Source organism: Nonomuraea cavernae (assembly GCF_014646355.1).
Taxonomy (GTDB): domain Bacteria; phylum Actinomycetota; class Actinomycetes; order Streptosporangiales; family Streptosporangiaceae; genus Nonomuraea; species Nonomuraea cavernae.
Map to the genome: position 1 here is coordinate 391,392 of NZ_BMNH01000001.1, position 26,123 is coordinate 417,514.

A 26,123-nucleotide genomic window follows, 5' to 3' on the forward strand; every position below is an offset into this window, starting at 1 on the left:
GCGGTGTTCGGTGTGACGGAGCGGGACCAGAGAGACACACGGCTGAGCTTGGACACCGCGGCGGCGCGTACGCTCGCCACGACGACCAAGACGGTCGCGCAGATGCGGGAGATCTCCCCGCGCTGGCTGCTGCGGGTGCTCCCCTGGGTCGAGGTGGCCGGCGGAAGCTACCGGGTCAACCGGCGGCTCAGCTACCCGGTGGGCGGCGGCCGGGTGAGTTTCACGAGTGCGGGCTCCCGCGTACGGGTGGTCCCGCCGAGCCTGACCGAGCTGCCGCTGCTGCGCGGGTTCGACGACGCCGCGGTGCTCGACACGCTCGCCGGGCTGTTCGAGCAGCGGGAGTTCGACCGGGGCGAGACGATCGCGCGGGCCGGCGAGCCGGCCGGCAGCCTGCTCCTGATCGTGCACGGCCGCGCCGCCAAACTCCAGACCGGCCAGTACGGCGACAGCGTCGTGCGGGCGACGCTGTCCGACGGCGACCACGCCGGGGGCGACCCCCCGTCGCCGCAGGCGCGCTGGCGGTTCACCCTGGAGGCCCGCACCCCGTGCACGGTGCTGGCGCTGCCGTGGGAGGTGTTCCGGGTGGCGGCGGACCGCTCGCCGTCCCTCCGGGACCACCTCGCACGGCACCGGGCCGCGACGTCCAGACCACGCAACAAGTACGGCGAGGCGGCCGTCGAGCTGGCCGCCGGCCACCGGGGCGAGCCCACGCTGCCGGGCACGTTCGTCGACTACGAGCTCAGCCCCCGCACCTACGAGCTGAGCGTCTCCCAGGCGGTGCTCCGGGTGCACACCCGGGTCGCCGACCTGTTCAGCGAACCGATCGACCAGACCCAGGAGCAGCTCAGGCTGACCGTCGAGGCGGTGCGCGAGTCGCAGGAGCGCGAGCTGCTCACCAATCCCGACTTCGGGCTGCTGCACAACGTCGATCCCCGTCAGCGGCTGCCCAGCCGAGGCGGCCCGCCCACCCCCGACGACCTCGACGAGTTGCTCACCCGCCGCAAGAAGACCCGCTATCTGCTCGCGCACCCGCTCGCCATCGCCGCCTTCGGCCGCGAGTGCAGCCGGCTGGGCGTCTACCCGCAGCCCGTCGAGGTCGCGGGCAGGACGGTGCCCGGCTGGCGGGGCGTGCCGATCCTGCCGTGCGACAAGCTCCCGGTCACCCGCCACGGCACCACCTCGATCCTCGCGTTCAGGACGGGCGAGGCCGATCAGGGCGTCGTCGGCCTGCGGCAGACCGGCCTCCCCGGCGAGCGCGAGCCCGGCCTCAGTGTCCGCGACATGGGCATCGACGAGCGGGCTATCGTCACCTACCTGGTCAGCGCCTACTACTCCGTCGCGGTCCTGGTGCCCGACGCGCTCGGCATGCTGGACCACGTCGAGATCGGAGCCACCTCTTGAGCGGTCAGCCCTTCGAACTGCCCGACTTCTACCAGCCGTATCCCGCTCGGCTCAACCCGCACGTACAGGAGGCCAGAGAGCACTCCGAGCGCTGGGCCCACGACATGGGGATGCTGGAGGGCTCGGGCATCTGGACCCTCGACGACCTGCGCGCCCACGACTACGCCCTGCTGTGCGCCTACACCCATCCCGACTGCGACGGGCCCGAGCTGAGTCTGGTCACCGACTGGTACGTGTGGGTGTTCTTCTTCGACGACCACTTCCTGGAGACGTTCAAGCGGTCGGGCGACCGCAAGGGCGGCAAGGCCTATCTCGACCGGTTGCCCGCCTTCATGCCCATGGACCTGACCGATGGCCTGCCCGAGCCGGCCAACCCCGTGGAGGCCGGGCTGGCCGACCTGTGGGCCCGCACGGTGCCCGCCCGCTCACCCGACTGGCGGGCCCGCTTCGCCGAGAGCACCCGGCATCTGCTCAACGAGTCGCTCTGGGAGCTGTCCAACATCAACGCGCACCGGGTGCCCAACCCGGTCGAGTACATCGAGATGCGGCGCAAGGTCGGCGGGGCGCCGTGGTCGGCGGGGCTGATCGAGCACGCCGTGGGCGCCGAGGTGCCCGCCCGCATCGCCGGCTCCCGGCCGATGCGGGTGCTGCGCGACGCGTTCTCCGACGGGGTCCACCTGCGCAACGACCTGTTCTCCTACCAGCGGGAGGTCGAGGACGAGGGCGAGCTGAGCAACGGCGTCCTGGTCCTGGAGACGTTCCTCGGCTGCACCACCCAGGAGGCGGCCGACGCCGTCAACGACCTGCTCACCTCGCGGCTCCAGCAGTTCGAGCACACCACCCTCACCGAGCTGGGCCCGCTCTTCGTGGCGCACGGCCTCGACCCGCTCTCCTGCGCGGGTGTGATGGCGTACGTGAAGGGGCTGCAGGACTGGCAGTCGGGCGGTCACGAGTGGCACCTGCGCTCCAGCCGCTACATGAACGAGCGGGCCCGGACCGGCGGCGTCCTGGGCCCGGCGTCGATCACCGGGCTCCTCGGCGCCCAGCGAATCCGGTCGTTCACCCACGTCCCCCACCAGCCCGTCGGGCCCTCGCGCATTCCCGAGCTGCCCATGCCGTTCGAGCCCCGCCTCTCGCCCCACCTCGACCGCTCCCGCGCCAACGTCATCGCCTGGGCGCACGAGATGGGCATCCTGGAGGCGCAGCCCGGGGTCACCGGCTCGGCCGTCTGGGACGAGCAGAAGATCGCCGACTACGACCTGCCGCTGTGCGCAGCCGGCATCCACCCCGACGCCTCCCCGGAGGAGCTCGACCTGTCGTCGGCCTGGCTGGCCTGGGGCACCTACGGCGACGACTACTTCCCCGTCGTCTTCGGCCGCACCCGCAACCTGGCCGCCGCCCGCATCACCGTCGAGCGGCTCCGCCTGTTCATGCCGCTCGACGGCTCCGCGCTGCCCGCTCCGGCCAGCGCGCTCGAACGCGGCCTCGCCGACCTGTGGTCGCGCACGGCGGGGCCGATGGAGCCCGAGGCCCGGCGCAGGTTCCGCACGGCCATCGAGGACATGATCGACAGCTGGCTGTGGGAGCTGGACAACCAGACCGCGAACCGGATCCCCGACCCCGTCGACTACGTCGAGATGCGGCGCAAGACGTTCGGCTCCGAGCTCACGGCCAGCCTGTGCCGCCTCAGCCACGGTGACCAGGTGCCCCGCGAGGTCTACGACAGCGGGCCGATGCGGTCGCTGGAAAACTCAGCCATGGACTACGCCGCCCTGCTCAACGACGTCTTCTCCTACCAGAAGGAGATCGAGTTCGAGGGCGAGGTGCACAACTGCGTGCTGGTCGTGCAGAGCTTCTTCGGCTGCGGCTATCCGGCCGCGCTGGACGTGGTGGCCGACCTGATCGCGTCGCGGATGCGGCAGTTCCAGCATGTGGCCGAGCACGAGCTGCCCGTCCTGTACGACGACTTCGAGCTGTCAGAGGAGGCCCGGGGCGTGCTGGGCGGCTATGTGCGCGACCTGGAGCACTGGATGTCGGGGATCCTGGTCTGGCATCGCGACTGCCGACGCTATGACGAGTCCTCCCTGCGCCGCCACCACCAGCCACCGCGGTGGCGGCTGGGTGGGCCGACCGGTCTCGGCACCTCGGCCGCGACCCTCGTCTTCGGCGCTATGGGTAGGCCCACAGCGCCGGGTCACCCGATTCCGGGTGCGTCCGGTAATACCAGCCCATCAGGGTCAGCAGTCGGCGTTGGTACGCCGTGACGTTGTGCAGCCTTATCCAGCACTCCGCCGGGGGCACCGCGGGCATGATCAGCACGCGCAGGCCCGACAGGTCGATGAAGGCCAGCTCGCCGGTGTCGACGTCCACCTGCCCGCGGTCCCGGTGACAGCACGTCAGCGTCCTCCTCAGCGCCTCGCTGTTGGTCACGTCGATCTCGCCGACGAGCGTCAGGAGGGGAGGGTCTGTCGCCCCGCTCAGGGTGATCCGGACGAGGTCGTCCTCGTAGATCAGTTGTCGCGTGACGTCCGCGTCATCGCTCACCGGCCTCACACCCCCTCTTCTACGAGCGTGGGGGTTGTCTCCGGACCGTCCGGTGGCCCTGCCACCGGGGAGGATGACCGCCATCGACAGCTGACGATAACCCGCAACCAGATTACACGAAAGGTGTTTTGTTTCGTGATATTCGCAATAAAATAGTGGTATTAGAGCGCACAGTTAAGTAGATCCACCCTGAACGCCAGAACGCCCGGCTGGTCGAGGTATCTCGACCAGCCGGGCGTTCGCCTGCCCTGCGGACTACCTTGCTCGGCCGCCCTGTAGACGGACCTTGCCGCGCCGGCGGCTGCGTCGCCGACACCACCCGCCACTGTGGTGCTCGTCGCCGCCGGAGTCCGGGGCTCTCACCTTCATGATGATCTTCACCGGCCGGGGCCGGACGGCCTACTGAAAGCCGCCATCACCGGCCCGCGCGCCGGAGTTCGCGCCTGGGGAACACCGCCGCCATCAGGCGGTGCCTCCCCGGCGCGATCCGCTCCTCACGGTTCGCTCTGGCGCTGGACGCGGGTGCGCGCTCATGCCCCCGCGCGAGCGCGAACACCGAGATCCCTTGGCATGGAACCGTGGTCGTCCTAGTAGCGCGAGTGCGGCGTGCGGACGGACGGCACGCGGGTGCCCGGGGTGCGGACCGGCGGGGTCACCGTGCAGGGCGTGCAGGTGCGAGGGGTGGTGGTGGTCGTCGTGGTGCCAGGGGTGGTGCTGGTGCTGCTGCTGGTGGTGGTCGTGCAGGGCACCACGTTCGGGACGCGCACGGGCGGCACGGGCGGCACCGTGACGCACGGCAGGATGATGTCCGGCGTACGGACGGGCGGGGTGCAGGTCGTGGTGGTGCTGGGTGTGGTGGTGCAGGTGGTGGTGGTGGTGCACGTCGTGGTGCCGGGAGTGGTGGTGCCCGGCGTGCGGACGGGCGGAGTGGTGGTGGTCGAGTCGCAGATCCGCACCCCGCAGTTGCGGGACGTGCCGGTGCCGCGGTTGTTGTTCAGCGCCGAGGCCCGGACGTTCTCCAGGTGCGCGATGCTGAGCACGTCAATGTTCTTGAGGGAGTTGTTGCCCACGTTGTTGAGCAGCGCGAGGTCGTCGATGACCGACAGCTGGCTGCCCAGCTGGTTGCCGGTGTTGACGGGGTTGGGGCCGACGTCCGCCGAGGCGCTCGCGGCAGAGAACCCGATCACGAAGCCGGCGATGGCTGCACCGGCGAGAATGCGACGCATCATTTTACTTCCCCTTCGTTGGAATCGGCGCTGAATGCGCGTCATCTAATTCACTCTCACAGGGTTGCGAGAGGCGCGAATAACGATCCACCGCACGGCCGAACGGCGCAAGCTGAAAGAGCTAAGCCGAAGTCAAATACGCGCCCCAATTCCTTGTAGGGGGTCGTCTTGATGCGATTGGTCCAGATTTGCGAGATGTCGTCGGCGTAAGGCCGCGATAATTCCACTGAGGTGGTACGAAAAGCAGCGTTGCCAATACGACGTACACCCCGTCTCGCAGTCCGCAGGCGACTCCCCGTCGCTTCTCGCCGGGCCCGGACGGTTCTCGCAAGCGGCTCTCGCGGGCCACCGCGTCATGCCACCGCGTCATGCCACCACGTCGCGGAGCCGATGCCAGTCACTCGCCGAGCGCGTCCAGCGCTTGCCGAGCACGCACAGTTCTCGCTGACGGCTGCTGCGAGGCGCGCACAGCTTCAACTGACGGCTCTCGCCGAGCGCGCACAACTTTCAGCTGACGCCCCTCGCGCGGCGAGGGACGCGGCTGCCACGCCATGTGCCCACGTCACCAGGCCAACGCGAACCGCTCGCCGACCGGGCCGGTCGCGCCATGAGCGGCGTTCGGCATGCCCCGTCTGAACCACCGGGCGATGGCCGGCGACGGGCGACACCAGCGGACGAGAAGGCGCGGGGGACGCCGGCCGACAGCGCACGAAAGGGCCCCTGCCAGGAACAACCGGTGACCGCGAGCAAGAGACCCGGCGAGGACCACAGGCGAGAAAAGCCCTGCCAGGACGGCGGGCGAGGAGGGCCCGGCGAGACTGCAGGCGAGAAGGGTCCGACTGGACCGAAGGCGAGAACGACCGCAGGTGAGGAGGGCCCGGCGGGACCGCAGGCGAGAAGGGTCCGACTGGACCGAAGGCGAGAACGACCGCAGGTGAGGAGGGTCCGACGGGACCAAAGGCAAGAACGACCGCGGGCGGGGAGATGGTGGGGAGGGGTAACGGTGGGGGTGAAGAGGTCGGGCGGTGGGGTGGTTCCGAGTCGGGAGTCTCGGAGCGCGAAACGGGGCTGCGGGCCTGGATGGGAGGCCTCGGAGTCGCCGTTCTCGCCGTGAGACCGGTCGCGGATGACGGGGCGTGGTGCGGCCTGGGGCGGTCGTACCAGCCCTGGAGGAAAGGCGGCGGCCCGGACCGGTCCGCTGAGAGAGCGGGCCGGCCCGGGCCGAAGACGCTTCGTGCTCGGTGCGCACCGAGCCGGTCCGTGGCCTCGCGAGAATCCACGGTAGATCCAGCGGTCCGCACATGGGCGTGCCATGTGCACCCCGGCCCGGAGAGCGAAGGGATGGCGGCCTCGGCGGCTCGTCCGGCCATGCGGCCGACGAGCCGGCGACGCACCTTCGCGTCCGTGCCATGGGGGAACGTCAGTTGTTGTTGGCGACGTCGACGGCGACGTTCTCCAGGTGCGCGATGGTGAGGACGTCGATGTTCTTGATCGAGTCGTTCAGCACGTTGTTGAGCACGTAGGCGTCGTCCACGACGCTGATCTGGCTCAGCAGGCTGTTGCCGGTGTTGACCGGGTTGGGGCCGACGTCGGCGGAGGCCGCGGAAGCGGAGAAACCGAACGCGATGCCTGCCATGGCTGCGCCGACGAGAATGCGACGGATCATGATTTGTTTCCTCCGTTTGTTGGGCGCGGAATTTCCAGCGCCATTGTCGTTTGTGCAGGGCGGTGAGGTGCCGTCAATAACGATCCCGACACTCGACGAGGTCCGCAACCCAAGAAGATCTGGCCGGAGTCAAATAGCCGCCTCGTTTTCTTGGCACACGAGTTTCGCGCTGCCGAAGAGGCCGAGTCATATACAGAATGTATGGCCCGCTCCACCGCGCGGTTTAAGCATGATCACCCGAAGCTTGGCGAACTCCATCCGGGCCGGTGGACGTTCGCCGGGATCGACTGATGCGGCCGGTGAAGGCGTGGCTATCGCCTGGCGTTTTCCGCAGGCGGCCGTGACCGGCGCCGGCGTGGGCGGGCCCGCGCGTGCGTCCGGCGACCGGCACGCCGGTGTCGTCAGTCCGTATAGCCGGTTTTGCCGTCCGCGCCGGGTTCGGCGAGGCGGTCGAGGGCGGCCGAGAGCCTGCGCAGGGCCTCCAGGGACTCCCGGGCCCCGGCGGCGCCGAGCTCGGCCACGAGGCGGTCGGCGAACGCCTGGTGGCTGGGATTGATCTTCTCGATGGCCGCCCGGCCGGCCGCGGTCGGCTGGAGCAGCTTGGCGCGGCGGTGCGCGGGGTTGGGCCGGTATTCGGCCAGCCCCTTCTCCACCAGCAGGTCGGCGACCCGCTGCACGCCCTGGCGGGTCATGCCCATGGCGCGGGCGATGCCCGCCACCGGCAGCGGTTCGGGCAGGACGGCGCCGAGCACCTGCCACCAGGCCGCCGTCAGCCCGACCGGCCGGGCCAGCTTCTCGGAGACGTCCAGGAACTGGCCGTTGAGCCGGAAGGCGGTCAACGCGGCCGCCGAGAGCAGGTCGGCTGACTCGTTCATGCCGACCTGAGCACTTCGTAGGCCGACGCGTCGCTCCTGGAGTGGAGCCGGAACCAGGCGTCGAGCACGTCCGGCCGGCACGCGTCGAGACGGCGGAGGATCTCGCGAGCCTTGCGGGCGAACGGCGCCGGCTCGTCGCCCTGGTCCCACAGGTCGGCGCCGGCCAGGATCAGCAGCGCGCTGCCGGCCGGGTCGAGCCGGTCGAGCGTGCGGTCGGGGGTGACGCGCAGGCCGCCCATGGTGGTGATCGGCTCGGCCGTCAGTGCGACCGTGACCAGGTCGTAGCCGCCGGGCTCACGGTGGAAGCGTCCGCTGCGGAGGTGGGCGGTCGCGTGACCGGTCTCCCAATCGGCCACCGTGTCGTAAACACCCACATGCACCGGTCTCTTCATGACCATATGCTGTCATAACGACAACATACTGTCAATGAGATCACGTGCGAGGATAGCTCCATGGCAGAGATCGTCGGCGGGGGACGTCCGGTCAACGACGCCGAGCGCCGGGTGATCACATACCTGCGAGACCACGCGCCGGCCGAGTGGCTGCTCCTGCACAACGTCGAGGTGCCTCGCGGCGAGGACGTGTTCGAGGTCGACCTGCTCGTGCTCACCGGCCACGCGCTGGTGGTCGTCGACGTCAAGGGCACGCGGGGGCGCATCGAGGTGTCGGGTTCGCGGTGGTTCCCCCCACGCAGAGAGGCGTACGGCTCGCCCGTCACCAAGCTGAGAGGCACCGCGCGAGCGCTGAAGGGCCTGCTCGTCTCCAAGGCCACCCAGCTGGAACGCGTCTACGTCGACAGCCTCGTCGTGCTCACCTCGCCCGACGCCAAGCTGATCGACCCCGCCGGGCGCGACGTGGTCAACGTCACCGACCTGCCCGGCCTGATCCCCACGCTGAGCGACGTCACGCGGGTCAGGCGCGGCTGCAGCCCCGACATCAGGCCCTACCTCACCGCGATCCTCGACGCGCTCAACCAGACCGTACGCCGCAGCACCGCGCCACCCAGGTTCGGCAACTGGGAGGTCGAGGAGCAACTCGGCGGCGACGCCAAGGTCACCGAATACCGGGCCTTCAACGCCACGCTGCCCGGCAGCGAGACGGTGCTGCTCCGCGTCTACCAGGCCGACCCGCTCGCCGACCACCAGTGGCGGGCCGCCGAGCGGCAGCGCATCGCCAACGCCTACCAGACGCTGACCAGGATCCCGCCGCACCCGTGTGTGGTGCGCTCCCGCGACTTCTTCGCCATCGACGACGAGAGCCGGTTCGTGCTGGTGCTCGACGACGTGCACGGCGAGACGCTGCAGCTGAGCCTGGGCCGGGGCGTCCGGCTGAGCGTGATCCAGGACCTGCTCCGCGGGCTCGCCCATGCCCACGCCCACGGCGTCATCCACCGGGCGCTGACGCCGGCCTGCGTGCTGGTCACCGACGACGGGCACGCGGTGCTGACCGGGTTCGACTACGCCAAGCCGGGGCCGCGCGACTTCACGGTGGCCCACGAGCTGAGCAACGTGCTCGACGCCCACTACGTGGCGCCCGAGTGCCAGGACCGGTCCGACCGGATGTCGGCCGCCTCCGACGTCTACGCGGCCGGGGTGATCGCCTACCAGCTGCTCACCGGCCAGCTGCCGACCAGCGCCGACGCTCACGGCCCCGATGTGCCCGAGGTGGTGCAGCGGATGCTCGACCACTCCCCCGCCAAGCGGCCGACCGCCGCCGAGTCACTGGAGGCGCTTCAGGGCATGCAGCAGGTGTCCCGCCTGCGACGCCTGGTGCGCCGCATCGTGTCAGGCCCCTGACGTGCGGACGGGCAGGTCGCGCCGCAGCTCGCTGGCGTGCTTGAGATAGTCGCGGGCGAGCACCGTGCGACCGGCCGAGCGGTGCAGCTCGCCCAGCAGCTGGGTGGTCGAGGCCGCGCCGCTCCGGTCGCCCAGCTCCTGGAAGATCTCCAGTGACCGTTCGAGCGCGGCCGAGGCGGGCGCCAGCTCGCCGCGGGTGACCTGGAGCCCGGCCATGCTCTGCAGGGCGTAGGCGCCGCAGTGCCGGTCGCCGAGCGACTCGAAGATGTCCAGCGCGTGCCGGTGGAAGGACATGGCCCCGTGCAGGTTGCCCATCTGCAGGCAGACACAGCCCTCACGGTGGGAGTCGCCCAGCTCCTGGGCCAGCCGCATGGCCTGGCGGAGCGACTCCGACGCCTGGGCGAGCTCGCCCGCCCTGAGATGGACCCGGCCGATCGCCTGGCGGACGAACGCCTCGCCGTGCGGGTCGTCCGCGGCCAGGAACATGGCCAGCGCGCGCCGGAAGTGGCCGAGCGACCGGGCCTGCCGGCCGCTGAACTGGCTGACCGCGCCGAGCCCGCAGATCGACGTGGCCTCGGCCCGGACGTCGCCCAGCTCGTGGAAGAGCCGGCGGGAACGGGTGAACCCTCCAGCCGCCTCGTCGTACCGGTCCTGGTAGAGGGCGACCTGGGCGAGCCCTCGGAGCATGGCGGCCTCGCCGTACGTGTCGCCGGACGCGCGGGCGGCGGCCAGGGCGAGCGTGTGGGTGCGCTGCCAGGTGTCGAGCCGGCAGTGCAGGTCGAGGTAGGGCACCATCGCGGCGGCCAGGCCCCACGCCGACTCGGCGAGCCCCGCCTCGGCGGCCACCGCCACGGCTCCGGCCAGCGAGTCGTGCTCGGCCTCGAACCAGCCGAGCGGGTCGGCGGTCAGCCGGTCGAGCGTCTGGTCCGGCAGCCGCCAGCGCGGGGCGCGGGCCGCGGTGAGGCTGAAGACGGTCGTGGGCAGCCTGGCCATGGCGTGTTCGGTGGTGACGGTCCAGGCGGCCAGCACCCTGGACAGCGCCTCCCGGTCGTGGCCGCGTTCGAGGGCGTGGTGACGGATCAGGTCGGGCAACCGGTAGCGCGGCTGCCCGACCGGGTCGGTGCCGACCAGCTCCAGGAGGTTGACGTCCACCAGCAGGTCGGTGACGTCGTCGGCCCGGTGCCGGTCGAGCAGCGACAGGGCCTCGTCCTGGGGCGGCTCGGCGAGGTCGATCTGCACCGCGCCGGGCAGCTCGGTGATCCGGCGTCTGCTGGTGACGATCACCGAGCAGGCGTTGCCCGGCAGCAGCGGTCGCACCTGCCCGGCGTCGAGCGCGTCGTCCAGCAGGAGGAGCATGGGCCGCTCGGCCAGCAGTGACCGCAGCAGCGCCGACCGCTCGCGCGGCGTGGGCGGCGCGGCCTCGACGCCGAGCGCCCGCAGCGCCTCGGCCAGCAGCTCGGCCGGTTCGCGGCCGTCCAGGTCGAGGTAGAGCTGACCGGCCGGGAAGCGTTCGCGCAGCGCGTGGGCGGCGTGCACGGCCAGCGCGGACTTGCCGACTCCCGGCGGGCCGGACACGACGGCGACCTGGAACGGCTTGGCCAGCGCGGCGAGGGCGTCGGCCCGGCCGGTGAAGTCGGGCAGGTCGGGCGGCAGTTGCCGGGGGGCGGCGGGGGCCGGCGCGTCGTCGGCGAGGATCGACTCGTACATGCCGCGCAGGTCGGCGCCCGGCTCCACGCCCAGCTCGTCGACCAGCTGCGCCCTGATCGTGGCGTAGGACCGCAGCGCCTCGGCCTTGCGGCCGCTCCGCTGCAGGGCCAGCACGAGGACGCGGCCAAGCTCACCTCGCAGCCGGTGGCCAAGCTGAAGTCGGACGACGCGGCCAACGTGCTCGGCGGCGCCGCCGTGCTCCGCGCCCGCGCCGACGCGCTCAAGCTCGACGCGAAGGCCCGCAAGGACGTCGCCCGCTGGTACTCGGCGGTCGCGGCGTACGGGCAGGCTCCGAACGACGACGCGGCCAGGATCTACGCCGACGCCGTCTATGAGACCCTGGCCGCCGGGATCGACGCGGCAGGCGTGCGGGTCGCCCCACGGGCCGTACAGCCGGATCGGGGGGCGTACGCCGACGAGCCGCGCATGCTCGCCGCGGCCACCGACTACGCCGGCGCGCTGTGGAAGGCGGCCAGCCCGTCCAACTACGCGGTGTCCAGCCGACCGGCCAGCGACAAGATCGACCGGATCATCGTGCACGTGACGCAGGGCTCGTACGCCGGGACGATCTCGTGGTTCCAGAACTCGGCGGCCAAGGTGTCGGCGCACTACGTGGTGCGCTCGTCCGACGGCCAGATCACGCAGATGGTCAGGGAGAAGGACCGGGCCTGGCACGCGGGCAACAGCGACTACAACCGGCGCTCGGTCGGCATCGAGCACGAGGGCTACGTCGGTGACGCCTCGTGGTTCACCGAGCAGATGTACCGGGCCTCGGCGGCGCTGACCCGCGACATCGCCGACCGTCACGGCATCCCCAAGGACCGGACCCACATCATCGGGCACGTCCAGGTGCCCGGGTCCGACCACACCGACCCCGGCTCGTACTGGAACTGGACGAAGTACATGAGCTACGTGACCGGCGGCGGCAACCCGCACAGCCCCGAGGAGGTCTGCGGCTCCGGCTTCCGCGTCAACGACTCGCAGGGCCTCGGCACCGCGGGCACCGTCTACCTGCTCTACAACGGCTCGACCGGCGCCAACTGCGTGGCCACCATGAAGGCGACCTCGCTCGGCACGGCCACCGCCACGAGCGCGTTCCTGGAGGTGCAGGGCAGGACGCGGGTCACCGACTCGGGCAACTTCGGCTACTACGCCGGCCCGGTCCGCGCCACGGCCGCAGGCACCTGCGTGAAGTGGGGTGGCAGGGCGGGCTCGACGAGCTACGAGAGCCCGTTCGAGCACTGCCGCTGATCCCCTCGTGGATCCCCCGTGGGTCCCGCCTTGGTCCAGGCGGTCCCGGCGTCCCTCCTGCCGCCGGGGCCGCCTACGCCTGTCCGGCGAGGTCGAGCGCGTCCAGCACGTCGACGACGTACATCCTGGCCTCCTCGGGGGCGCCGAAGGCGAGCCGGGCGCCGATCCGCCGGCCCTGGAGGGCGTCCGGCCAGCCGGCGGGCGCCGTCCCGGCCGCGAGGTCGAAGGCGGCGGGGCCGCCGCGGCGGTAGGACGAGTCCACCACCCGCCGGCTGGGCCATTCGGCCGTCACGTACTGCGCCACCACCTTCGAGCCGGGGCGGACCTCCGCGCCGGAGCCGTCGATGAGGACGCGCGGGGCGGCGGTGGGCGTGAGGTCGGCGGGAACGGCCGGCAGCGGCCGGCCCACGAGGCGCGCGTCCGGCGGGTAGCCGCCGATGATGTCGAAGACCAGCACCACCGCGTCCTGGGGCGCTATCCCGGTGAGCGGCACGCCCGGCCCGGCCGCGTGTGCCGCCGGGCTGATCAGCATGACGCGCGAGCCCGCCGGCCGGTCGATGAGCGCCTCGTGCCAGGTGCCGGGAAGGTCGCGGCCGTCGAAGGCGACCGCGACGGGCCGGTGGCAGTCGTACGTGCTGATGTACGGCCGGTCGCCGGACCACTCGTGGACGGAGACGTCCGTCAGCACCACGTCGCCCGGGACCGTGCGCCGGCCGTCGCCCGCCGACAGCACCATGACCCGGGGGGTGTGTCCCGGCTTGGCGTCGGGAACGGCGATGACCGGCCGGCCGCCGAACCCGCCCGTCACGGTCGGTACGTCAGAGGTGGCGAGCACGGCAGGCCAGAACAGACGCACGTTTTCTCCCAGATAGCTCCCGGCCTGTCCCCTCAGGCAGCCGGATCCGGCCTGTTTCCTAGCCCCGATCGGCAAAAGGAAAGCCGATCGGACGACAAAGAGGCGGCACACTGAGGGGCGTGGGAAAGCCGAATCTGGCGCGCAGGGTCGCGGAGGCGGCCGAGATCGCGTTGACCAACCAGAAGTACGTGACGTTCATCGACGTGGTGACCGGGCTGCGCTGGCTGCACACCCGGCACGTCGAGCTGTGGCGGCAGGGCCGGGTCGCCACGCTGGCCGAGCTGGCCGCGGTCGACGACGACCGGCTGCGCGCGACCGCCGCCCTGCTGCGCGACTGGGCCGAGGCCAGAGGGCTGCGGCCGGTGGCCACGCCCTATCTGGCCGGCAGCCGTGACCGGCGCGAGCTGCGCTTCACCGCCTCGCCGGAGCAGGAGCCGTTCCGCGTGCACTGGCTGTCGCCCGACCTGAGCGAGACGCGGGTGAAGCGGCTCACCGAGCGCCAGGCCAAGGCTCCCGACCTGGTGGTGGTCGCCCCCCTGGACGTGTGGACGTGCTCGACCTGCCGCGACACCGGCCCCTATCTGATCATGGAAGAGGACCGACCGCACTGCCTGACCTGCGCGGACATGGACCACCTGGTCTTCCTGCCGGCGGGCAACGCCGCGCTCAGCCGCCGGGCCAAGCAGGAGAGCGGCCTGTCGGCGGTGGTCGTCCGGTACAACCGGCGGCGCAAGGTCTACCAGCGCCAGGGCCTGCTGGTCGAGGAGCGCGCGCGGGAGGCGGCCGAGGACCGCTGCCTGGCCGACGAGGAGGTCCGCCTGCGCCGCCGCGAGCGCGACAGGGAGCGCAGGGCCGAGCAGGACGTCGAGTTCCAGACCCGGATGGCGGCCGAGATCGCCCGGTTGTTCCCGGCCTGCCCGGCCGAGCGGGCCCAGGAGATCGCCGCGCACGCCGGTCAGCGGGGCAGCGGCCGGGTCGGCCGCACGGCGGCGGCCAGGGCGCTCGATGCGGGCGCCATCACCCTGGCCGTCGTCGCGTCGATCCGCCATCTCGACACCGACTACGACGCCCTGCTGATGTCGGGTGTCCCGCGGATGGAGGCGCGCGACCGGATCAGGCATCGGATCGACGCCAAACTCGCCGAGTTCCGAGCGACCAATTCCCGAGCGGTCGAGTCCCGAGCGGTCGAGTCCCGAGCGGTCGAGTCCCGAGCGGTCGAGTCCCGAGGAGAGGTATGAACGACTGGCACGACGTACGCGAGGAATTGCGGGCGTTCGCGCTCGGACTGCCCGAGACCCACGAGGACCACCCGTGGGGCGAGACCGTCATCAAGGTGAACAAGAAGGTGTTCCTCTTCCTCGGCCTGGACGAGCCGACCGAGAAGTGGGATCCAACGTTCGGGGTGAAGCTGCTGTCGGAGGCGCACGGGCACGCGCTGACCGTGCCCGGCGCCAAGCCCAGCGGCTACGGGCTGGGCAAGGCCGGGTGGGTGACGGTGCCGTTCCTGGCCGAGCTGCCGGAGACCGAGGTGCTGATCGACTGGGTGGAGGAGAGCTACCGGGCGATCGCGCCCAAGCGGGCGATCAGGCTGCTGGACGGCCCGGTCACGTGACGGCCGGCCGCCGGGCGTACCTCTCGTCCTTCCACAGCTCCTTGTCCAGCACCTCGACCAGGGTGTGGGCGGCGTCCCACACGTCCACGTAGCGGGTGTAGAGCGGCGCGATGCCGAAGCGGAGGATGTCGGGCGCCCGGAAGTCGCCCTGGACGCCCCGGTCGATGAGGGCTCGCACCACCGGGAAACCGTCGGGGTGGTGGAAGCTCACGTGGCTGCCGCGCCGTTCCGCGTCGGCCGGCGAGGCGAGCTCCAGCGCGTCGCCGACGAGGTCGACGAAGAGTGAGCCGAGCGCCATGCTCTTGGCGCGCAGCAGGTCGAGCGGCACCCGCTCCCAGATGTCGAGGGCGGCGTCGAGCGACGCCATCGACAGCACGTGCGGGGTGCTCACCGCGAACCTCCTGATCCCCTCGGCCGGCCGGTACCCCTCCTCGAACGCGAACGGCTCCGCGTGGCCGTGCCAGCCGGACAGCACGTTCACCGCGTCGGCGTGGTGGCGCGGGTTGACGTAGAGGAACGCGGGCGCGCCCGGCCCCGCGTTGAGGTACTTGTACGTGCACCCCACGGCGAAGTCGGCTGCCGAGACGTCCACGTCGAGGGCGCCGACGCTGTGGCACACGTCCCATGCCATGAGCGCCCCCGCCTCCCGCACGCGCGCGGTGACGGCGGGCACGTCGTGCCGCTCGCTGGTGCGGTAGTCGACCTCCGACAGCAGCACCACGGCCGCGTCGTCGAACCGGCCCTCGGCGAAGTCGCGGATCTCGTAGCCGCCGAGCGCCTGGGCCAGCCCCTGGATCATGTAGTGGTCGGTCGGGAAGTTGCGCGTGTCGGAGACGATCACCCGCCGCTCGGGACGCAGCCTGACGGCCGCCGACACCGCCTGGTGCACCGCGATGGACGTGGTGTTGCCGACGACCACCTGGCCGGGGCCCGCGCCGATGAGGGGCGCTATGCGGTCGCCGAGGGTGAGGGGCAGGTCGTACCAGCCGGCGTCGTTCCAGCCGCCGACGAGCCGGCCGCCCCACTCGTCCTCCACCGCCCGCCGCACCCGTTCGGGGGTGTGGCGGGGCAGCGCGCCGAGGGAGTTGCCGACGAGGTAGATGACTCCCTCGGGGAGCACGAACTCCGCCCTGAACTCCCGCAGCGGGTCGTCGGCGTCGAGGGCGAGGCAGCGATCGCGGTCGAGCATGCGGTCACTCTTTCATAGCGATAGTGGCTAATCACCCCATTTTCATCCCTCTTGTCCGCGCCAGGCGCGGGAGGGTCGCTCTCACCTCAGGAAGCTCTCGGCGTTGCCGCCGAGCAGCTTGGCGCGGGCCTCCTCGGTGAGGAAGGCCGCCTTCCTGATCAGGTCGCCCGCCGGAGACTCCCCCAACGGGTACGGGAAGTCGGAGCCCAGCATGACGCGGTCCTCGCCCAGTGTGTCGACGAGCAGCCGCAGCGCCCGCTCGTCGAAGACCACCGAATCGACGCTGAACCGACCGAGGTAGCCGGAGGGCGGCAGCTCCGACCCGCCCACCACGTCGTGCCTGCGGTGCCAGGCGTTCTCGATCCGCCCCAGCCAGAACGCGAACGAGCCGCCGCCGTGGGCGAAGCAGACGCGCAGCGTGGGCGGCACCCGGTCGAAGACGCCGCCGAGGACCATCGACAGGATCGACAGGTGGGTCTCGGCCGGCATGCCGACCAGCCACTGCGCCATCCACCTGCCCATGCGCGCCCCGCCGGGAAGGTCCCAGGGGTGCACGAAGACGGGCACGTCCCTGGCCGCGCAGTGCTGCAGGAACTGCACGATCCCGGCGTCGTCGAGGTCGCGGTCACCGACGTGGTTGCCGATCTCGACTCCGCGGTGGCCGTTGTCGACGCACCGGTCGAGCTCGGCGCAGGCGAGGTCGGGGTCCTGCAGGGGCACCTGGCAGAACGGGATCAGCCGCTCGTCCGAGCAGATCTCCAGGGCCAGGTCGTTGAAGATCTTCGAGACCCGTACGCCCTGCTCCGGCGGACGCTCGTAGGCGAAGAACACGGGGGTCGGCGAGACCACCTGCCGGTCGACCCCGTCCTCGTCCATCTGCCGCAGCCGCTCCCCGGCATCCCAGCAGTCATCCTGAATTTTCCGGAAATCGCGGTCGTTGACAAGGATCATCGCCTCGCGCTCGGACTCGACCCGCAATCGGGGCGCCCCGGGCCAGCCCAGCTCGGGCCAGCCCCTGGGCACGTAGTGCGTGTGAACGTCGATGACCACGCGCTAGCCCTTACCGGGGTGCAGGGCGCCGCAGCCGCCGCACGTGCGGGCGGCCGGGTCCGCGTAGAACGCCTCGAACACCGGCGGCAGGTCCTTGACGATGTCACGCACCTGCAACTGCACCTCGTGCACCAGGGCCGCGCACTCCGCGCAGTACCACTGGAACCGCTCCAGCTCGCCCTCCGGCCGGATCCGCTCCACCACCAGGCCCACCGACCCGGCCTCCGGCCGCTGCGGCGAGTGCGGCACCCCGGGTGGCAGCAGCCACATCTGCCCCTCGCGGATGTGCACGGTGTCGGGCCCGTCCTCGGTCATCACGTTGACGTGCATGTTGCCGCGTACCTGGTAGAAGAGCTCCTCATAGGGATCGACGTGGAAGTCGGTGCGGGCGTTCGGCCCGCCGACGACCATGACGATGAAGTCGCTCGCGCCCTCGAAGACCAGCTTGTTGCCGACAGGAGGCTTGAGCAGGTGGGCGTGCTCGTCGATCCACTTCGTGAAGTCGATGGGGGGCATCATGATGGCTCCTGGGGACGGTAGGCGACAGCCTGTATCTCTATCAGCAGGTGCGGATGGGGCAGTTGGCGCACCGCCACCGTGGTCCGCGTAGGTCCGGCCACGTCGAAGTAGTCGGCGTAGACCTCGTTGTAACCCTCGAAGTCGGACATGCTCACCAGATAGGTCGTGATCTGCACGAGATCGGCCAGGGAGCCGCCGGCGGCGGTGAGGATGTCGCCGACGTTCTCGATCACCGCCCTGGTCTGCGCCCGGATGTCGAGCGTGACGGCCCCGCGCTCGTCGACCTCGACGCCCGCGTAGGTGTCGTCCGGCCTGCGTGAGCTGGTGCCCGACACGTAGAGGAAGTCGCCGGCCCGCTTGACGTGCGGGAACGCTCCCCTCGGAGTGGCCTTGCCGGGCACCAGCAGGGCGTCGCCGGACCCTGTCACGGCGCGAACACCGCCCGCACCGACCCGAGCCCGGCGATGCGCGCCTCGAACACGTCACCCGGCTCGACGGGCGCCACGGGCCCGAGCGCGCCCGTCAGCACCACCTCGCCGGCCCGCAGCGGGCGGTCCGTACGGCCCAGCCGCCCGGCCAGCCAGACCAGGGCGTTGACCGGATGGCCCAGGCAGGCGGCGCCCGAGCCGGTCGAGACCTCCTGTTGTGGGGCGTCGCCACGCGTCATGGTCATCGCGGCCTGCCGCAGGTCCAGGCCGGCGAGCGGGACTGGCGTGTTGCCCAGCACGAACGCGCCGCTGGAGGCGTTGTCGGCGATCGTGTCGACCGGCGTGATGTCCCAGGCGGCCACGCGGGAGTCGGCGATCTCGATCGCGGGCAGCGCGAACTCCACCGCCCTGATCACCTCGGCCGCCGTGAACGGCCCGCCCTCCAGGTCGCGGCCGAGCACCAGCGCGATCTCGGCCTCGGCGCGCGGCTGGAGGAACCCGTCCATCGGCGCGGGTAGCCCGTCGAGCTGCGACCTGTCCGCGAACAGCGTCCCGAAGCTCGGCTCGTCGGCTCCGAACCGCCGCCGGTTCTCGGCGTTCGTGAGGCCGATCTTCCATCCGACCGGCCGCCGCCCCTCGTCCAGCGCCCGCCGCCGGTTGATCTCCTGTACGGCGTAGGCGTCCCGCTCGGTGCCGATCAGGTCACGGACGGGCGGGCACGGCTTGCCGGAGCGCGCGGCGTCGAGCAGCCGGTCGGCCGCCTGGGTGCGGCTGTCCACCGCCTCCGACCATTCGTCGTTCATCACGCGGCTCCAGGGGGCGTCAGGGGATTCCAGCAGAGGGTGAGCATCACCACAGTTTCCCGGTTTCCCGCATTTCTGGGTAGAACAGGACGAGCGGCTGGGGCAACCGGCCGCTTGCCCGCAACAGAGTAGACATCCTGGACATCATGCAGACACGCCTCGATCAGGTCACCGCCCACGACGGCTCCTTCGACGTCCACGTCTGGCTGCCTCCCGGCGGCAGCGGCCCCGGCATCCTGTTGATCCACGAGATCTACGGCGTCGGCCCGTACATCACGAAGGTGGCCGAGGAGCTCGCGGCCCGAGGTTACGTCGTCGCCGCGCCCGACCTGTTCTGGCGCCTCCAGAGGGGCTGGGTCGGCGAGCACACCCCGGAGGGCACGGCGGCCTCGATCGAGCTGGCCCGCGGATTCGAGGTCGCGCAGGGCGTGGCCGACTGCGCGCTGACCCTCGGCCACCTGCGGCGGCTGCCGGAGGTGACCGGCGGCGCCGGCGTGCTCGGGTTCTGCCTGGGCGGCTCGCTCAGCTTCATGCTGGCCACCCAGACCGAGCTGGACGCGGTGCTGTCCTTCTACGGCTCGGCCGTGCCCGATGCGGCCGGGCTGGTGGAGCGCATCGGCTCTCCCCTGCTGCTGGTCTTCGGCGGCAGCGACCCCTTCATCTCGCGCGAGCAGGTGGCCAAGGTCGAGCAGGCCGTCGCCGGCCGGCCCAACGTGCGCCTGCACGTGGACGAGGAGGCCGGGCACGCCTTCCTCAACAGCGAGGCGCCGATGTTCCACCAGCCGGAGGCGGCCGACCGCGCCTGGCGGATCGCCCTGGACTTCCTCGGGGAGCACCTGCCCGTACGGTGAGCCACCCTGTCCGCGAGGACACCTTCCCGTACCTCATCGGGGTGCGCGTGAGGCGAACCCGGGAGTCAGGGGGCGGAGCGAGCGTCGCGGCGGCTCCCGCCTCGGTCACCGTCGAGGCCCATCGGTACGGCTTACGGCCGGGCGGGTTCACCTTGATCAACGACGTGCTCCTCGACACCCTGGGGGCGGTGCCGGCCGCGCTGGTTACTCGCCGCTGGCGGGCCCGCAGAACAGCGGCCGGAGTCATTTCGCCATAACGGATGGCTGAAACCCATCACCTATCACCACATAGGCCCGATCTGCTGAAAAGAAGCTCGCGACCAACCTCCGTATCTGTGCGATCGTGGACAAGACGGGGCAAGTTCTCTGGAGACGCCGAACCCGGTTGGTGACAGAGGGTGGTCAAACGTGTCTGAATCCCCGGTAGCCCACGATCCCCCAATCTACCGACGCATCGCCGACGGCCTCCGCGCCCGGATCCTGTCCGGCGAACTGCGCGACGGGGACCGGCTGCCGGGCGAGAACACACTCATGGCCGACCACGCGATCGCCCGCGCCACAGCGAGGCAGGCGCTCGCCGTACTCATCAACGAAGGGCTGGCGGTGCCCAAGCGAGGTTCGGGGGTCTACGTGAGGCTGTTCAAACCGATCCGCAGGCATGGCTCCCGCCGCCTGTCACGCGAGCAATGGGGTGGCGGGCGGGCCATCTGGGACGCCGACGCCCGCGGCCGGCCGTTCACCGTGGACGAGGTGGAGGTGGTGCGCGAGGAGGCGTCCGAGGAGATCGCCGGCTTGCTCGCGACCGAGGAAGCGTGGGTCCGGCGCCGCCGCTACTCGGTCGACGACCGCCCGGTGCAGCTGGCGACCTCCTACTTTCCCGCTCCTCTGGTCGACGGCACCCCCATCACGCTGCCCGACACCGGCCCCGGCGGCGTCTACGCCCGGCTGCGCGACCTCGGCCTGTCGCCCGCGCACTTCACCGAGGAGGTACGGGCCCGGATGCCGGCTCCGCGCGAGACCCGGTTACTCGGCCTGCCGGGCGGCACGCCGGTGATCGTGATCAGCCGCACCGCCTACACCGAGGAGGGGCGGCCCGTGGAGCACAACGAGATGGTGCTCGACTCCGCCGCCTACGTCCTTCAGTACGACTTCGACGCGTAGCTGTGCTCTAGTCCCATCCGACCCGCAGTCCAGCCCGTAGTTCAAGCGGATATGTCAAGCGATAGGTTGACCTGTCCTCCCCGATCATAGATTTCTCTAGAGAGGTGACGGATCCTTCAGGGAGACGGAACCTCGTAAAGGGGGCCCCGGAAGGATGACCAGATGTCCTTTGACCGGCATCTCGCCGAAATCGCCCGGGAGTTCCCGCAATGGACCATCTGGCGAAGCGACGCCGGACGCTGGTGGGCCACCAGGCACCATCCACTCAGCGCCGGGCAACGCGACGCCGGATGCGCGATGACCATCGACGCCGACGACCCGGAAGACCTGCGCGAGCAGCTCCGGGACCAGGAGAGCAGGGCCGCGGAGCGGGAGGGACCACGACGCCGCACCGGCCCCGCCCCGCCCTAGCGCGGGCCGCCGGCCGTCAGAAGACGGCCCGGCGGCAGGCGCACACGAACAGCCCGGTGCCGGGTCCAGCGTCTCGGCGGCCCCGGCACCGGGCCCCCAGGGGGCCGCACACGCGGAAGCCTCCGACCCGATCGGGGGCGGAGGCTTCCGCTCACGGGACGTCCGCCCGCGAAGGCTGTCCCGGGGACGCGTGCTACTTGCGGATGTCGGACAGGTGGCCGAGGGTCACGTCGGTGTCATCGGAGACCGCGGGCCGGACCCGTGCCGCCTCGTCCTCCTCGACGATGACGCGCACGTCGTCCTGCGCGTTCGCCGGCAGCGTCAGGTCGCGCGTCTGAGGCTCCTCGTGGTGGGCCTCCCGCCCCTGAGGGTCCAGCGGCTCCGCGCGAGGGTCGGCCAACGTGACCTCCTCGGTCGGCGACCCGTCGTACCGGACGTCCTCGGTCCGCGACTCGTCGTAGCGGGCCTCCTCGGTCGGCCGCTGGTCGTAGCGAGCCTCGGTCGGCCGCTCGTCGTGGCGGGCGTCCTCGGTCGGCCGCTCGTCGTGGCGGGCGTCCTCGGTCGGCCGCTCGTCGGATCCGGCCTCAAGGGACCGAGCCTCCTGCGGGCGCTCGAGCCGCGGCGCGTCCGCCTGCTCGACCAGCAGCGGGCCCGCGGCCTTCTCGGCGTGCATGAGGTCGCCGAGCACCGAGCTGATCTCGGTCAACCGGCGCACGACCTCGGTGTGGGTGTTGCCCAGGTACTCGACCCGCCGGCCCGCGTGCTCGTCGAGCGCGGCCACGCGCTGCTGCGCCGCCGCGAGGGTCGACTCGGCCTCCTCCCGGGCGGCGGCCAGCCCCTGCGCGGCCTCGGCCTGGGCGCTCTCGATCAGCCGCTCGGCCTCGGCCTGGGCGGAGGCGACCAACTGCTCGGCCTCCTCGCGCGCCTCGAGCCGGGTGGCGTCGGCCTCCATGCGGGAGCTGGTCAGCTTCTCGTCGGCGTCGGCGCCCGCCTGCGCCAGCATCCGCTCGGCCGCCGCCGTGGCCTCACCCACCCGCCGCTCGGCCTCCGCCTGGGCTGAGGTGAGGATGCTGTCGGCCGTCTCGCGGGCCGAGGTGACCAGCCGCTCGGCCTCCGACTTGGCCGCGTCACGCACGCTGATGGCCTCGGCCTCGGCGTCCTCCTTCTTCTGCGCGGCCTCTTCCTCGCCCAGCTTGAGAATCTGCGCGAGCCTGGGGCTGAGGTCCTCGTAGCTCTGTGGCGCCTCGACCATGCGCCGCCGGGCCTCGGCGAGCTCCAGCCGGCCCTGCTCGGCCTGGTCGATCGCCCGGACCAGCCGTTCCTCCAGATCGCGGATCTGGTTACGGGTGCGGTTGACGTAGTCGTTGACCTGAGCACGGTTGTAGCCGCGGAGCGCGACCTCGAAGGTGTCCTCTTGCATCAGATCGGGAAAGCTCTCGTGCTGGTTTGTCATGGGGGTTACCTAAGGGTTTGCGTGAGGCGGGGGAGAACTGCGGCTGGTAAGGGTCTGGTGACGAGACGTCAGGAAACGACTTTCCTGCCATCTGCCCACGTCCGCAACCGGAACACCAGACCTGGGCGGGAATTACGATGAGACGGGTGTACATCGCTGCATTGAACAACGGAGCAGTCCCGGACATTCATCCCGAGGCGTACATCGCCCCTGGCGCCGTCGTGGTCGGGCGGGTGCGAGTGGGCCGGGCGTCCAGCATCTGGTACGGCTCCGTTCTCCGGGGAGACGACGAGCGGATCGAGATCGGGGAGGAGTGCAACGTACAGGATCTCTGTTGCCTGCACTCCGATCCGGGCGAGCCGGCGATCCTGGAGTCGAGGGTAAGCCTGGGCCACAAGGCGATGGTGCACGGCGCCCACATCGAGACGGGCGCGCTGATCGGCATCGGCGCGATCGTGCTCGGCGGCGCCCGCGTCGGCGCGGGCACGCTGGTGGCGGCCGGAGCGCTGGTCGGGCCCGGCAAGAAGATCCCGGCCGGGGTGCTGGTCGCCGGAGTGCCGGGCCGGGTCGTCCGCGAGCTCACCGACGACGACCGCGAGTCCTTCGCCCGCACGCCCGACAACTACCTGGCCAAGGCGATCAGGCACGGGCAGGCGTCAGTGATTTGATCAGCGCCGCGTCCGGCACCGAGGCGGTGTTGAGCGGGTCCGCGTAGTCAGGCAGCTCCGGGCGCAGAAATCTGACGAAGTCCACGGTCAGCTTCACGTCCGGCACCCCCCTGACCTGCGTGGCGTTGCCCTTCGTGGCGTCCTTCTTGAGGGTGCTGTAGCTGTCCCAGTCGGTGTAGGCCGTGATGCCCCACTGCAGCACCTCGGGCAGGTTCGACTCCCAGCGCTTGCCGACCTTCCAGCTGCCGCCGTCCTCCTTGTAGAGAGCCACGGCGACGCGGCCGACCCTGGCCAGGACGAGGTCGACCCAGCCGGCCTTCACCGCCAGTTCCTGCGGCTTGGAGCTGCCCTCCCTGGTGTACTTCACCTCGACCTGGCTGCCCTTGTCGGCTGTGCCGGTGGTGACCGACACCCAGTTGGGGACTGCGTACGAACCGGGCTGGCGGGCCATCAGGCCGCCGAGCGAGAACTTCCGCTTGGGTACGCCGCCGCTCCTGCCCTCGACCTTGACCCGGGCGTGCATGACGATGTCTCCGGCCAGCTCCTGGAAGACGAACGGCCCGCGGAAGCCGTCGAACCAGGCGGAGGTCCTGGGCTCCAGGTACATCGCGCCCTTCGCCGTCTTATTCACGTCGAGCTTGGCGATGCGGTCGAGGTCCTTCTCGACGTCGCTCAGCTTCTTCCACATCGCCAGGTCCGTGGCCATGGCGAACTCCGCGGAGGCGGCGCCCACCTCGCCTCCCGGCGTGGGCGGGATGGCCGCCTCTAAGGTGAGCACGCCCGGTCCCGTGGGCGAAGGTTGCGCCGACGTCGCTGTCCCGCAACCGGCGAGCATGCCCGCGACCGACACGATTGCTGCCATCTTCGCCCTCATAGTGGACATTCTGCCGTGTCATGGTCACTGCTGATTTCCTAACCCGGACAGTACGATGGCCGCCGTGCGCACCTGGGACGCGTTCGCCGCGGCGGAGGCCGAGGTCCGGGCGATGGTCGCCGACCATCGCTGGGCCACTCTTCCGGCGCCGGCGCGCGCCCGCGCGATCGCCGCGCGCGGCCTCGGCACACCCGACGGCGACCGGTGGCTGTTCGGCGCGCACGCGCGGTGGCACCTGCACGACCCGGCAGACGGCCGCTGGCACCTGTCCCCGCCGCCGAAAGGCGGGCGGGCCCGGCGGGTCGGCCACGCCGCCGCGGCGCTGCCCTCCCGGGTGATCCCCCAAGGCCCCGACTTCGCCGCCGAGCCCGGCTCCACGCAGGCGTTCATCGGCCCCGACGTGCCGGCGGCGCTGACCGACCAGGTCCGGGTGCTGCTGCGGGCCAGTGGCCGCAGGTCCGAGCACGACTTCCCGCTGACCGCCTTCGGCGAGATCTTCGCGTCCGACGTGCCCGGGACGGTCGCCGCCGTCTGGGGGACGGTGATGTGGTGCGCCTACGCGCCCGCCTTCGACGGCAACGAGGGGCTGATCACGATCTTCGGCGAGTACCTGCGGCGGCCGCTGCCGGGTGACGAGTGGGTGCGCTGGCTGCCCGCGCCGCCGCTGCTCGACCTCGTCGCGCTCGTCGCCGAGCGGGTGCGCTCGGGCCGTTCGCGCGAGGCGCTCCGCCTGACGGCCGTGATGGCCGACACGGCCCAGGTCCTGCTCGCCGACCCCCGCTTCCGGCCGCGCGCGCTCGCCCTGCTCACGATGGTCGAGCCCGCCCTCGACCGGCCGGGCCTCGACGACCGCGCGGCGCTGCGCGACGACGAGACCGTACGCCGGGCGTGGCTGGAACGCTGCCCCGCCCGGCTGTCCAGGGCGGTGCTGGCGGAGACCGATCCCTCGGCGCACTTCTGCCACACCGTCTACGAGCTGTCCGAGGCGCTCGCCTTCACCGGCGATCCGGCCCACGCGGCGGCGACGCTGCTGGCCGATCTGTCCGACTCCAGGGGCATGCTGCCCGGCCGGCTCGACCATCGGCTCAGACGGGCCTACGGCGAGCTGGCCCGCGCGGGTCTCACCGGCACCTCGGCCGCCGAGTCGACGGAGCCCGACGGGTTCCCGGTGCTGGGGCCGGCCCAGCCGTTGCCCGCCGGCCCGCACGAGCGTCACGGGCAGGTGGCGCGGGAGGGCGAGGGGTGGCATGTGCCCGCCCGGGCACCGGGTCATCACGTGGTGTCGGGGTTCGAGATCGAGCCGCCCGACCGGGTGAGCGCGGCGGCGGTGCTGGGATCCGCGTACGCCGTCGGGCTGGCGTGGGCGAGGGTGAGCGGGGCCAGGGTGCCGGAGCGCGGGTTCGCCGGCCAGTCGGCGCTCGTGCGGCGGGTCGCCCACGAACGCGATGATGTTCCCTCTTAACCCACTAATACCGGTATTAACTCTTACCCGTCCCGTATCGTGTCGCCACTTCAGGCAACAGATAATTCGCTGAATTGTGATCTCGGTTTCCGGAAACGATCCTGGAGGGACCGGAGTGGCGCCGAAAGGAATGACTCCGATGGGCCATGTCGCCGGAAGGGCCTCAGCCGTAACCTCGTAGAGGGTGTGGGCTGCGGAAGGAAGGACGACGCGGTGGGGCACGATGACCTGGACTCTCGGGTCCACGACCGTGTCGCGTTGGACGAGATTGCGCTCTACGCCGAGGTGCTTACCGCCGTCGCAGTCAGTGAGCGGCGGCT

26 protein-coding genes are annotated in these 26,123 nt (G+C 71.3%); 12 read left to right on the plus strand and 14 right to left on the minus strand.

The window, feature by feature from the left end:
- Positions 1-48: 48 nt before the first annotated feature.
- The gene (locus tag IEY82_RS01805; RefSeq protein ID WP_225262001.1) at positions 49-1,401 is read left to right on the plus strand and encodes a family 2B encapsulin nanocompartment shell protein; all 1,353 of its coding nucleotides are present in this window, start codon (positions 49-51) and stop codon (positions 1,399-1,401) included.
- Complete coding sequence (locus IEY82_RS01810; RefSeq protein WP_225262003.1) at positions 1,398-3,665, plus strand: terpene synthase family protein; 2,268 nt, start codon at positions 1,398-1,400, stop codon at positions 3,663-3,665. The genes IEY82_RS01805 and IEY82_RS01810 overlap by 4 nt, the downstream gene beginning before the upstream one ends.
- Here the strand turns inward: IEY82_RS01810 and IEY82_RS01815 are convergent.
- From IEY82_RS01815 to IEY82_RS01835, 5 genes are all read right to left on the minus strand, one after another.
- On the minus strand, positions 3,571-3,945 hold the full coding sequence (locus IEY82_RS01815) for an STAS domain-containing protein (protein ID WP_189122145.1): 375 nt from the start codon (positions 3,943-3,945) through the stop codon (positions 3,571-3,573). The genes IEY82_RS01810 and IEY82_RS01815 overlap by 95 nt on opposite strands.
- A 587-nt stretch (positions 3,946-4,532) precedes the next feature.
- Complete coding sequence (locus tag IEY82_RS01820) at positions 4,533-5,174, minus strand: hypothetical protein (RefSeq protein WP_189122146.1); 642 nt, start codon at positions 5,172-5,174, stop codon at positions 4,533-4,535.
- Positions 5,175-6,591: 1,417 nt separating this feature from the next.
- Positions 6,592-6,837, minus strand: coding sequence for a hypothetical protein (locus IEY82_RS01825; RefSeq protein WP_189122147.1), 246 nt, complete (start codon positions 6,835-6,837; stop codon positions 6,592-6,594).
- A gap of 401 nt (positions 6,838-7,238) precedes the next feature.
- On the minus strand, positions 7,239-7,712 hold the full coding sequence (locus IEY82_RS01830; protein WP_189122148.1) for a MarR family winged helix-turn-helix transcriptional regulator: 474 nt from the start codon (positions 7,710-7,712) through the stop codon (positions 7,239-7,241).
- A complete protein-coding gene (locus IEY82_RS01835; RefSeq protein WP_189122149.1) occupies positions 7,709-8,104 on the minus strand; it encodes a DJ-1/PfpI family protein in 396 nt (131 codons plus the stop codon). Before IEY82_RS01835 ends, IEY82_RS01830 begins: the two co-directional genes overlap by 4 nt.
- Before the next feature lie 60 nt (positions 8,105-8,164).
- Between IEY82_RS01835 and mads6 the strand changes: the two genes are divergently transcribed.
- A complete protein-coding gene (gene mads6, locus IEY82_RS01840; protein WP_189122150.1) occupies positions 8,165-9,508 on the plus strand; it encodes a methylation-associated defense system protein kinase MAD6 in 1,344 nt (447 codons plus the stop codon).
- On the opposite strand, the gene IEY82_RS01845 is transcribed toward mads6, so the two are convergent.
- On the minus strand, positions 9,497-11,503 hold the full coding sequence (locus IEY82_RS01845) for a tetratricopeptide repeat protein (RefSeq protein ID WP_225262139.1): 2,007 nt from the start codon (positions 11,501-11,503) through the stop codon (positions 9,497-9,499). The genes mads6 and IEY82_RS01845 overlap by 12 nt on opposite strands.
- Here IEY82_RS01845 and IEY82_RS01850 point away from each other — a divergent pair.
- Complete coding sequence (locus tag IEY82_RS01850) at positions 11,411-12,466, plus strand: N-acetylmuramoyl-L-alanine amidase (protein ID WP_225262006.1); 1,056 nt, start codon at positions 11,411-11,413, stop codon at positions 12,464-12,466. The genes IEY82_RS01845 and IEY82_RS01850 overlap by 93 nt on opposite strands.
- A gap of 73 nt (positions 12,467-12,539) precedes the next feature.
- Here the strand turns inward: IEY82_RS01850 and IEY82_RS01855 are convergent, their stop codons facing one another.
- On the minus strand, positions 12,540-13,322 hold the full coding sequence (locus IEY82_RS01855) for an FKBP-type peptidyl-prolyl cis-trans isomerase (RefSeq protein ID WP_189122152.1): 783 nt from the start codon (positions 13,320-13,322) through the stop codon (positions 12,540-12,542).
- A 119-nt stretch (positions 13,323-13,441) separates the two neighbouring features.
- Here IEY82_RS01855 and IEY82_RS01860 point away from each other — a divergent pair, with 119 nt between their 5' ends.
- Positions 13,442-14,560, plus strand: coding sequence for a DUF2293 domain-containing protein (locus IEY82_RS01860; protein WP_189122153.1), 1,119 nt, complete (start codon positions 13,442-13,444; stop codon positions 14,558-14,560).
- Positions 14,557-14,934, plus strand: a complete 378-nt coding sequence (locus tag IEY82_RS01865; RefSeq protein ID WP_189122154.1) for an MmcQ/YjbR family DNA-binding protein — start codon at positions 14,557-14,559, stop codon at positions 14,932-14,934. Before IEY82_RS01860 ends, IEY82_RS01865 begins: the two co-directional genes overlap by 4 nt.
- Here the strand turns inward: IEY82_RS01865 and kynU are convergent.
- The 5 genes from kynU to IEY82_RS01890 all read right to left on the minus strand — a co-directional run bounded on the left by kynU (position 14,927) and on the right by IEY82_RS01890 (position 18,923).
- Positions 14,927-16,123 (minus strand): kynureninase, encoded by a 1,197-nt coding sequence (kynU, locus tag IEY82_RS01870; protein ID WP_189122155.1) that lies wholly within the window; start codon positions 16,121-16,123, stop codon positions 14,927-14,929. The genes IEY82_RS01865 and kynU overlap by 8 nt on opposite strands.
- A gap of 81 nt (positions 16,124-16,204) precedes the next feature.
- Positions 16,205-17,173, minus strand: a complete 969-nt coding sequence (locus IEY82_RS01875) for an amidohydrolase family protein (RefSeq protein ID WP_189122156.1) — start codon at positions 17,171-17,173, stop codon at positions 16,205-16,207.
- 3 nt (positions 17,174-17,176) lie between these two features.
- Complete coding sequence (locus IEY82_RS01880; RefSeq protein ID WP_189122157.1) at positions 17,177-17,692, minus strand: 3-hydroxyanthranilate 3,4-dioxygenase; 516 nt, start codon at positions 17,690-17,692, stop codon at positions 17,177-17,179.
- Positions 17,689-18,120: a RidA family protein gene (locus IEY82_RS01885; protein WP_189122158.1), complete on the minus strand. Its 432-nt coding sequence runs from the start codon at positions 18,118-18,120 to the stop codon at positions 17,689-17,691. The genes IEY82_RS01880 and IEY82_RS01885 overlap by 4 nt, the downstream gene beginning before the upstream one ends.
- The gene (locus tag IEY82_RS01890; RefSeq protein WP_189122159.1) at positions 18,117-18,923 is read right to left on the minus strand and encodes a 2-keto-4-pentenoate hydratase; all 807 of its coding nucleotides are present in this window, start codon (positions 18,921-18,923) and stop codon (positions 18,117-18,119) included. The genes IEY82_RS01885 and IEY82_RS01890 overlap by 4 nt, the downstream gene beginning before the upstream one ends.
- Positions 18,924-19,069: 146 nt before the next feature.
- Between IEY82_RS01890 and IEY82_RS01895 the strand changes: the two genes are divergently transcribed.
- From IEY82_RS01895 to IEY82_RS01910, 4 genes are all read left to right on the plus strand, one after another.
- The gene (locus tag IEY82_RS01895) at positions 19,070-19,774 is read left to right on the plus strand and encodes a dienelactone hydrolase family protein (RefSeq protein ID WP_189122160.1); all 705 of its coding nucleotides are present in this window, start codon (positions 19,070-19,072) and stop codon (positions 19,772-19,774) included.
- Complete coding sequence (locus tag IEY82_RS01900) at positions 19,771-20,031, plus strand: hypothetical protein (protein WP_189122161.1); 261 nt, start codon at positions 19,771-19,773, stop codon at positions 20,029-20,031. Before IEY82_RS01895 ends, IEY82_RS01900 begins: the two co-directional genes overlap by 4 nt.
- Before the next feature lie 151 nt (positions 20,032-20,182).
- Positions 20,183-20,935, plus strand: a complete 753-nt coding sequence (locus IEY82_RS01905; RefSeq protein ID WP_189122162.1) for a GntR family transcriptional regulator — start codon at positions 20,183-20,185, stop codon at positions 20,933-20,935.
- Between the two features lie 162 nt (positions 20,936-21,097).
- Complete coding sequence (locus IEY82_RS01910; protein ID WP_189122163.1) at positions 21,098-21,346, plus strand: hypothetical protein; 249 nt, start codon at positions 21,098-21,100, stop codon at positions 21,344-21,346.
- 193 nt (positions 21,347-21,539) lie between these two features.
- On the opposite strand, the gene IEY82_RS01915 is transcribed toward IEY82_RS01910, so the two are convergent.
- Positions 21,540-22,799 carry a coiled-coil domain-containing protein gene (locus IEY82_RS01915; RefSeq protein ID WP_189122164.1) on the minus strand — a complete coding sequence of 420 codons (1,260 nt, stop codon included), beginning with the start codon at positions 22,797-22,799 and terminating at the stop codon, positions 21,540-21,542.
- Between the two features lie 137 nt (positions 22,800-22,936).
- Here IEY82_RS01915 and IEY82_RS01920 point away from each other — a divergent pair, with 137 nt between their 5' ends.
- Positions 22,937-23,467, plus strand: coding sequence for a gamma carbonic anhydrase family protein (locus IEY82_RS01920; protein ID WP_189122165.1), 531 nt, complete (start codon positions 22,937-22,939; stop codon positions 23,465-23,467).
- On the opposite strand, the gene IEY82_RS01925 is transcribed toward IEY82_RS01920, so the two are convergent.
- Positions 23,439-24,245, minus strand: a complete 807-nt coding sequence (locus IEY82_RS01925) for a hypothetical protein (RefSeq protein WP_189122166.1) — start codon at positions 24,243-24,245, stop codon at positions 23,439-23,441. The two genes, IEY82_RS01920 and IEY82_RS01925, sit on opposite strands and share 29 nt — an antisense overlap.
- 151 nt (positions 24,246-24,396) lie before the next feature.
- On the opposite strand from IEY82_RS01925, the gene IEY82_RS01930 reads away from it, so the two are divergent.
- Positions 24,397-25,803, plus strand: coding sequence for a hypothetical protein (locus IEY82_RS01930; protein WP_372459671.1), 1,407 nt, complete (start codon positions 24,397-24,399; stop codon positions 25,801-25,803).
- The last annotated feature ends 320 nt before the right edge of the window (positions 25,804-26,123 follow it).